The organism is Rhodococcus sp. 7Tela_A2, assembly GCF_049311045.1.
Classification (GTDB): domain Bacteria; phylum Actinomycetota; class Actinomycetes; order Mycobacteriales; family Mycobacteriaceae; genus Rhodococcus.
In genome coordinates this window covers 1-8,560 of sequence record NZ_JAXION010000153.1, presented here as the reverse complement: position 1 = coordinate 8,560, position 8,560 = coordinate 1, and the positions used below count along the sequence as shown (strand labels likewise).

General features: G+C 70.0%; 6 protein-coding genes and 2 pseudogenes. 7 read left to right on the top strand and 1 reads right to left on the bottom strand.

All coding sequences use genetic code 11. The features are described 5' to 3' along the window. Window positions 1–351, bottom strand: a pseudogene (locus TVH25_RS19595) (diacylglycerol kinase); the annotation flags it as partial. Window positions 352–413: 62 nt separating this feature from the next. Between TVH25_RS19595 and pafA the strand changes: the two are divergent. The 7 genes and pseudogenes from pafA to TVH25_RS19560 all read left to right on the top strand — a co-directional run. Then, the gene (pafA, locus tag TVH25_RS19590) at window positions 414–1,772 is read left to right on the top strand and encodes a Pup--protein ligase (protein WP_296549363.1); all 1,359 of its coding nucleotides are present in this window, start codon (window positions 414–416) and stop codon (window positions 1,770–1,772) included. 67 nt (window positions 1,773–1,839) lie between these two features. After that, on the top strand, window positions 1,840–2,892 hold the full coding sequence (locus TVH25_RS19585) for a helix-turn-helix transcriptional regulator (protein ID WP_169622279.1): 1,053 nt from the start codon (window positions 1,840–1,842) through the stop codon (window positions 2,890–2,892). Beyond that, window positions 2,889–3,869, top strand: a complete 981-nt coding sequence (locus TVH25_RS19580) for a helix-turn-helix transcriptional regulator (RefSeq protein ID WP_169622280.1) — start codon at window positions 2,889–2,891, stop codon at window positions 3,867–3,869. The genes TVH25_RS19585 and TVH25_RS19580 overlap by 4 nt, the downstream gene beginning before the upstream one ends. Before the next feature lie 122 nt (window positions 3,870–3,991). Beyond that, window positions 3,992–4,279 (top strand): Sec-independent protein translocase subunit TatA, encoded by a 288-nt coding sequence (gene tatA, locus TVH25_RS19575; protein ID WP_169622281.1) that lies wholly within the window; start codon window positions 3,992–3,994, stop codon window positions 4,277–4,279. 108 nt (window positions 4,280–4,387) lie between these two features. Beyond that, window positions 4,388–5,317 (top strand): twin-arginine translocase subunit TatC, encoded by a 930-nt coding sequence (gene tatC / locus TVH25_RS19570; RefSeq protein WP_422425268.1) that lies wholly within the window; start codon window positions 4,388–4,390, stop codon window positions 5,315–5,317. Continuing rightward, complete coding sequence (locus TVH25_RS19565) at window positions 5,314–8,070, top strand: DEAD/DEAH box helicase (protein ID WP_169652062.1); 2,757 nt, start codon at window positions 5,314–5,316, stop codon at window positions 8,068–8,070. The genes tatC and TVH25_RS19565 overlap by 4 nt, the downstream gene beginning before the upstream one ends. Before the next feature lie 131 nt (window positions 8,071–8,201). Next, window positions 8,202–8,560, top strand: a pseudogene (locus tag TVH25_RS19560) (hypothetical protein); the annotation flags it as partial.

The following is an 8,560-nucleotide window of genomic DNA, read 5'->3' as shown; positions in this document are numbered from 1 at the left end:
GGCCGCGGCCGGGGGCCCGGCCGGGAAGCCCGCGGCCCGGGGGGCCGGCTCGCGCCGGCGGGCGAACTCGGGGGCGGGGCGCGCGGGGGGACGCCGCCGCGGCAACAGCGGTTTGAGGACGCCGTTGGCGAGGCCGCTGGCCGCGGCGACCGACAACAGTCCCCGGACGGCGCCGCGGCGGGCCCGGCCACCGGCGGCCGCGCACACCGCGGCGCACCCCACCCACAGCACGCTGTGGTTCGCGGCGCGCCCCAGGTCGCGGAAGAACGGATCCGCGGGGGAGGCGCGCAGCGCTCCGCTGCGGTGGAACAGGGCCCGGTCGGCGGACCGGCGGCGCTCGCGAAGGGTCACACGTTGAACCGTAGATGTCGTTGCGACCCATGGTGGTCGGACCCGCGCGGTACTGTCGAAGTGTGCAGCGACGAATCATGGGTATCGAGACGGAGTTCGGCGTCACGTGTACCTTTCACGGGCACCGCAGGCTCAGTCCGGACGAGGTGGCCCGCTACCTGTTCCGGCGGGTCGTGTCCTGGGGGCGCAGCTCCAACGTGTTCCTGCGCAACGGTGCGCGGCTGTACCTCGATGTCGGGTCGCATCCGGAGTACGCCACCGCCGAGTGCGACAACCTGCTCCAGCTCGTCGAACACGACCATGCCGGGGAGCGGGTGCTCGAAGAGTTGCTCGTCGACGCCGAGCAGCGGCTCGCCGAAGAGGGCATCGGCGGCGACATCTACCTGTTCAAGAACAACACCGACTCCGCGGGCAACTCCTACGGCTGTCACGAAAACTTCCTGGTCGCGAGGGTGGGGGAGTTCTCCCGCATCTCCGACGTGCTGCTGCCCTTCCTGGTGACCCGGCAGCTGATCTGCGGAGCCGGGAAGGTGCTGCAGACCCCGAAGGCAGCCACGTTCTGCCTGTCGCAGCGCGCCGAGCACATCTGGGAAGGGGTGTCGTCGGCGACGACCCGGTCCCGCCCCATCATCAACACCCGCGACGAGCCGCACGCGGACGCCGAGAAGTACCGCCGCCTGCACGTGATCGTGGGCGATTCGAACATGTCCGAAACCACCACGATGCTCAAGGTGGGGTCCGCGGCGCTGGTGCTGGAGATGATCGAAGCGGGGGTGCAGTTCCGCGATTTCGCGCTGGACAACCCGATCCGCGCGATCCGCGAGGTCAGCCACGACCTGACGGGCCGACGACCGGTCCGGCTGGCCGGTGGCCGGCAGGCCAGCGCCCTCGACATCCAGCGGGAATACCACGCGCGTGCGGTGGAGTACCTCGACACCCGCACACCGGATCGGTACGTCTCGCAGGTCGTCGACCTGTGGGGACGGGTGCTCGACGCCGTCGAAACGCAGGATTTCGCGAAGGTCGACACCGAGGTCGACTGGGTGATCAAGCGCAAACTGTTCCAGCGCTACCAGGACCGGTACAGCATGGAGTTGTCCGATCCCAAGATCGCGCAACTGGACCTGGCGTATCACGACATCAAACGCGGCCGCGGAGTCTTCGACCTGCTGCAACGCAAGGGCCTGGCGGCACGCGCCACCGACGACGAGGCGGTCGAGGCGGCGGTCAACACCCCGCCGCAGACCACCCGGGCCAAACTGCGCGGCGATTTCATTGCCGCGGCGCAGGCCGCCGGCCGCGACTTCACCGTCGACTGGGTGCATCTCAAGCTCAACGATCAGGCGCAGCGCACCGTGTTGTGCAAAGACCCGTTCCGGTCCGTGGACGAGCGGGTCGAGCGGCTCATCGCGTCGATGTGACGGTTCTGCGCGCTCCGGTGAGAGATTCCGGGGCGGCGCCGGGGCGACGGGGCATTAGGGTTGGGCCGTGGCGATCTCGAAAGTCGAACGGCTGGTCAATCTGGTCATCGCGTTGCTGTCCACCCGGCAATTCCTGACGGCGGAGAAGATCCGCACGTCGGTGGCCGGATACTCGGAGTGCGCGAGCGACGAGGCGTTCAGCCGGATGTTCGAGCGCGACAAGAACGAACTGCGCGATCTCGGGGTGCCCCTGGAAACGGGGATGCCGTCCCGGTTCTCCACCGTCGAGGGCTACCGCATCAACCGCGACGCGTACGAATTGCCCGAAATCGACTTGACCCGTGAGGAAACGGCCGCGGTCGCGGTGGCATCCGCGTTGTGGGAGTCGCCCGAACTGACCTCGGCGGCGCAAGGCGCGTTGCTGAAGTTGCGGGCCGCCGGGGTGCAGGTCGACGTGGATCCGGGGACGGTCGCCCCGATCCCGGCGCGGGCCCGCGGCTCGGAACCGGCACTGCAGGAACTGCTCGCCGCGATCGATGCGCGGCGCGCGGTGCGGTTCTCGCACCGCAGCTCGCCCACCGAACCGTGGACCACCCGCACCGTCGACCCGTGGGGAGTGGTCACGGTGCACGGCCGGTGGTATCTGGTGGGCCACGACCGCGATCGGGATGCGCCGCGCACATTCCGGCTCTCCCGCATCGGCGACGACGTCACCGCGATCGGTCCGGCCGGAGCAGTACAGATCCCCGCGGGGATCGACCTGCGGGCCCGGGTCCTCGCCACCACCAGCCAGGGGGAGATCTCCGGCTCCGCGCGGGTGTGGGTGGCGGCCGGGAAGGCCTACGAGTTACGCCGCCTCGGAGACGAGATCGAGCAGCGGCAGATCGGTGGCCACGACGGCAGTGCCCCCCGCGACGGCACGGTCCTCGAGGTGCCGGTGCGGTCCTGGGAATGGATCGGGCGGATCATCGCCGGGCAGGGCGCCGACGCCCTGGTGCTCGAACCGGCGGAATTGCGGGCCGAAGTGCAACGCATCCTGGCACGGGTGGTCGGCGACGGGGCCGCCGCCGAGAGGGACGAGACAGCGGGGGACGACACGGAGGGGGACCACGCACCATGAGTGCACGACTGTCCGGGCGGTTGGCCCGGCTACTGAACCTGGTGCCCTACTTTCAGGCGCACCCGGGGATCAGTGCGGCCGAAGCCGCCCGCGACCTGGGGGTCACCCCCAAACAGATCATGGACGACCTCAACCAGCTCTGGGTGTGCGGGCTGCCCGGGTACGGACCCGGCGACCTGATCGACCTGTCGTTCTCCGAAGACAGCATCGTCGTCACGTTCACCGCCGGCATCGACCGGCCGCTGCGGTTGACCTCCACCGAGGCGACCGCGCTGCTCGTCGCGCTGCGGTCGCTGCTGGAGATGCCCGGTGTGGTGGAACCCGCGGCGGCGCAATCGGCGATCGCGAAGATCGAAGCGGCCGCCGGCACCGCCGCGACCGCGCACACCCCGGACGGCGCCGGTGCCGCAGTCACGGAGAATCCCGTGGCGGGACGGGTACGCGATGCGGTGCGCCGCGGCCGGGCACTGCACCTGACCTACTATTCGGCCTCCCGCGACACCGTGTCCGAACGTGTCGTCGACCCCATCCGCATCGTGCTGATCGACGAGCACACGTATCTGCAGGCCTGGTGCCGCACCGCCGAGGGAGTGCGGCTGTTCCGCTTCGACCGCATCGACGAGGCGACGGTGCTCGACGAAGCGGCGCAGCCGCCGCAGCAGGCGCTGAGCGGCGACGAGCACCTGGAATTGTTCGAGGGCGACCCCGCACTGCCCGCCGCCCGGCTGCGTCTCGAACCCGGCTACACGTGGCTGCTGGACTATTACCCGCTCACCGATGTGGAGGTGTTCCCGGACGGTAGCTGCGAGGCGGTACTGCGATATGCGTCGCGGGACTGGATGGTGCGACTGCTGGTGGGCCTGGGCAGCGGCGTGACGGTCCTCGCGCCCGCCGAGTTGGTGTCCGCGGTGCGGACCCGCGCCGGTGAGGCCCTCGAGGCGTATGCGGCGCTCGACGACGCGGGACGGCCCGCGTGAACGCGCCGGCAGGAAACGTTCGTGTGAACCTTGCGCAAACTCCCTGCGGATTCGGTTCACCCGCGAAAACGGGCCGTACGGGTCCGGTAGCATCGACACCAGCCGATTTGTGGAGGTTGTAAATGGGTGCAATGAGCCCGTGGCACTGGGCCATCGTCGCGTTGGTCGTGGTGATCCTGTTCGGTTCGAAGAAGCTGCCCGACGCCGCACGCGGTCTGGGTCGTTCGCTGCGAATCTTCAAGAGCGAAGTCAAGGAAATGCAGAACGACGACGCGCGTTCCGCCGCGCCGCAGCAGCCGCAGGTCCAGCAGCCCCTGCCGCCGGTGCAGCAGCAGCCGCAGCCGGTGGAGCCCACCGTCGTTCCGCCGCAGCAGCAGACCGCGCCTCACAGCGAACCGCGGTCCTACTGACCGTGCTCTCCCCTCCGGGGCACCCACACGGGTGTCCCGGTTCCGCTGGTCCCGAGGGGCCCGGATTTCGAACCCCGGCGGCCATTATCAGGAGCTGAGAACCGCACCGTGCGCATCCCGTTCGATCCCCGCCGCAGTCGGCGCAAGACCAACCCCGACGGCACGATGTCGCTGGTCGAGCACCTGTACGAACTGCGCACGCGGCTGCTCATCGCGGTCGCCGCGGTGCTCCTCACCAGCATCCTCGGGTTCCTCTGGTACAGCCGCGGTGTGTTCGGCTTCGACAGCCTCGGTGAGATCCTGCGCGGACCGTACTGTGCGCTGCCGCCGTCGTCGCGCGCGGATCTGAGCACCGACGGGGCCTGCCGGTTGCTCGCGACCGGCCCGTTCGAACAGTTCATGTTGCGGTTGAAGGTCGCGATGACCGCGGGCATCGTGATGGCCTGCCCGGTCTGGCTCTATCAGCTGTGGGCGTTCGTCACCCCCGGCCTCTACAGCAAGGAGCGGCGGTACGCGATCGGGTTCGTCGTCTCCGGGGCGGTGCTGTTCGTCGCCGGCGCCGTGCTCGCGTACCTGGTGGTCTCGCACGCCTTGTCGTTCCTGCTCACCGTCGGTAACGACGTGCAGGTCACGGCCCTCTCCGGTTCCGAATACTTCGGTTTCATCATCAATCTGCTGGTGATCTTCGGGGTGTCCTTCGAGATTCCCCTGGTGATCGTCGCCCTCAACGCGGTGGGCGTGCTGCCGTACGAGAAGCTCAAGGCGTGGCGCCGCGGCCTGATCATGGCGATGTTCGTGTTCGCCGCGATCGCCACCCCCGGCCAGGATCCGTTCTCGATGATCGCCCTGGCGATGGCGTTGACATTGCTGCTCGAAGTGGCCATCCAGATCTCCCGGGTCACCGACCGGCGGCGTGCGCGCCGTCGCCGCGCGGAAGGCTGGGGTGAACTCGACGACGACGAGAGTTCCACCATCCCGGCACCGGCACCGGTCGAACCGTCCGGCCCGGCCCGGACCGACTTCTCGGACACTCTGTGAGCGAGCACCCGCACGTGGAACCGGCCGTCCCGCAGAGCCCCGGACCCCGGCTCACCGATTTCGCCGCGTCCCTCGACTTCCCCCTCGACCCGTTCCAGCAGGACGCCTGCCGCGCACTCGAGGACGGCCATTCGGTGCTGGTGTGCGCGCCGACCGGCGCGGGGAAGACCGTGGTCGGCGAGTTCGCGGTGTACCTGGCGTTGCAGGCCGGCAGCAAATGCTTCTACACGACTCCGATCAAGGCGCTGAGCAACCAGAAGTACGCCGATCTGTGTGCCCGGCACGGTAGGGACGCCGTGGGATTGCTCACCGGCGACCAGTCCATCAACGCGGATGCGCCGGTGGTGGTGATGACCACCGAGGTGCTGCGCAACATGATCTACGCGTCGTCGACCTCGCTGATCGGTTTGACGCATGTGGTGATGGACGAGGTGCACTTCCTGGCCGACCGGTTCCGCGGCGCGGTGTGGGAGGAAGTGATCCTGCACCTGCCCGAGGACGTGCGGCTCGCGAGCCTGTCCGCGACCGTCTCGAACGCCGAGGAATTCGGCGACTGGATGACCACCGTGCGCGGTGACACCACCGTCGTCGTGGACGAGGTGCGGCCCATCCCGCTGCATCAGCACATGATGGTCGGACCCCGGATCTACGACCTGTTCGACACCAGCGCCGAACCCGCCGACCTGCCGAGGCGTGAACGCCGCCGCGGCATCGTCGTCAACCCCGAACTGCTCGCGGCGGTGCGCCGCCGGCTGAGCGCGGACGGGGCGGATCGGTGGCAGGGTCGGGGAGGCCGCGGCTTCGGGTCACGCAACTTCCGTCCGCTGCCGCGCCCCGACGTCATCACCCGGCTGGACCGGGACGGGTTGCTGCCGGCGATCACGTTCGTGTTCAGCCGCGCCGGGTGCGACGCCGCCGTGCTGCAATGCCTGCGGTCCGGGTTGCATCTGACCACCGACGAGGAAGCCGCCGAGATCGGCCGGATCGTCGACGAGCACACCCGCGAATTGCCTGCCGCCGATCTCGAAGTCCTCGGCTACAGCACGTGGCGCACCGCCCTCGAACGCGGTATCGCCGCGCACCACGCGGGCATGCTGCCCGCGTTCCGGCACACCGTCGAAGAGTTGTTCGTCCGCGGCCTGGTGCGCGCGGTGTTCGCCACCGAAACCCTCGCGCTGGGCATCAACATGCCGGCCCGCAGCGTGGTGCTCGAAAAACTCGTCAAGTTCAACGGCGAAACCCATGCCGAACTGACCCCTGGTGAATACACCCAGCTCACCGGCCGTGCCGGACGCCGCGGCATCGACATCGAGGGGCACGCCGTGGTGTTGTGGCAGCCCGGTGTCGAGCCGACGACGGTCGCCGGTCTCGCCTCCACCCGCACCTTCCCGCTGCGCAGTTCGTTCAAGCCGTCCTACAACATGGCGGTCAATCTCATCGACGCGGTCGGCGTGGACCGGTCCCGGGCACTGCTCGAGATGTCGTTTGCGCAGTTCCAGGCGGACAAATCGGTGGTCGGCCTGACCCGCAGCATCGAACGCAACGAGGCGACGCTGGCGAAGCTGCGCGAAGAACTCGGCGGCGCCGACAGCGAGATCCTCGACTACCTGACCTTGCGCGCGGATCTGACCGCCGCGGAGCGCGAGCACGAACGACGCAGCCGGCAGGACCGCCGGCAGGCGGCGGTGGCCTCGCTCGTCGGGTTGCGCGCGGGCGACATCATCACCGTGCCGGCCGGGAAACGCACCGGGCTCGCCGTCGTCGTCATCCCCGATCAGGACGTCACCGACCCGCGTCCGACGGTGGTCACCACCGACGGGTGGTCCGGACGGTTGTCGGCGGGCGATTTCCCGTCACCGGCAGAAGTGCTCGGACGGCTCCGGCTGCCGCGGCACATCGACCATCGCACCGGCCGCGGTCGCCGCGATATCGCGTCGGCGCTGCGGTCCAAGGGGTTGTCGGCACCGCGCCGCCCGAAGCGCGGCAAATCCAAGGGACACAACCGGGAGATCGACGCGTTGCGACGCCGGTTGCGCAGCCACCCGGCGCGCGACGAACCCGACCTCGAGTCGCTGGCGCGGCTCGGTGAGCGGTACCACCGGTTGCTGCGCGAAACCGAGCAGCAGCGGCGCCGCGCCGAGGCGACCACCGATTCGCTGGCGCGCACGTTCGAACGGATTGTCGCGCTCCTGACCGAACGCGGCTACCTCACCGGCGGCGACGACCCGGAGACCACCGATGCCGGCGACCGGCTCGCCCGGGTGTACGCCGAGGCCGATCTGCTGGTCGCGGAATGCCTGCGGCACCGCATCTGGGCGGGGCTGTCCCCGGCCGAGCTGGCGGCGGTGGCGTCGTCGGTGATCTACGAGTCGCGCACCGACGACGTGGTCACGGTGCGTGGCCCGACCGGGCCGATCCGCACTGCGCTCGTGGAGACCATCCGGATGTGCGACACGTTGCGGGCCGACGAGGTGCGGCACCGGTTGCCGCCCACCCGCGAACCCGACCTGGGGTTCGTCACCGCCGCATACACCTGGGCGAACTCCGGTTCGCTCGCCGAGGCGCTGATCGCGGCCGACGTCGCAGGCCGGGAGTTGTCCCCGGGCGATTTCGTGCGGTGGTGCCGGCAGTTGATCGACATCCTCGACCAGGTCCGGACGTGCGCCGACGACCCGGAACTGGTGCGGACCGCGGGCCGGGCGGTCGGGGCGATCCGGCGCGGCGTGGTCGCCATCGATCCGGCCGCGGCGTGAGCGTCCGCGCCGCGACCCTCCGGGGCGCGACCGGTCCGGCTGGTGTGATTTGATACGCGCTGCCGTACCGGTGCCATGTGGTCCGGTGGCGCTACGGTGAGACAACACGTGAAGGGCAGCTGGAGGCGACGATGACCGGGCCGAACGAACCGCAGGACCCGGACGGACAGCAACCGTCCCGACCGGCCGATCCGTGGGCGAACCCGGCTTCCGGCCGGGCGTGGGACGCCGCTCCCGGCGGACAGTCCTGGGCACCGCCGCCCCCGCCCGGTAACTGGGGACAGCAGCACCCCGCCCAGCCGAATCCCGGCCCGTCACCGTGGCAGCAGGGTGGCGCCCAGCCCGGCTCTTCCGCCGGGCAGTGGGGACAGCCCGGTGGTCCGCCGCAGCAGCCCTGGGGACCGGCGCCCCAGCAACAGTCTCCGCAGCAACCCGGCCCGCAGGGCTGGGGACCGCAGCCGGGACACCCGGGGTGGGGCGCACCGCAGCC

Coding starts and splice junctions, on each gene's coding strand:
- TVH25_RS19580 (WP_169622280.1), top strand. CDS start 2,889: ATGAGTGCACGACTGTCCGGGCGGTTGGCCCGGCTACTGAACCTGGTG.
- tatA (WP_169622281.1), top strand. CDS start 3,992: ATGGGTGCAATGAGCCCGTGGCACTGGGCCATCGTCGCGTTGGTCGTG.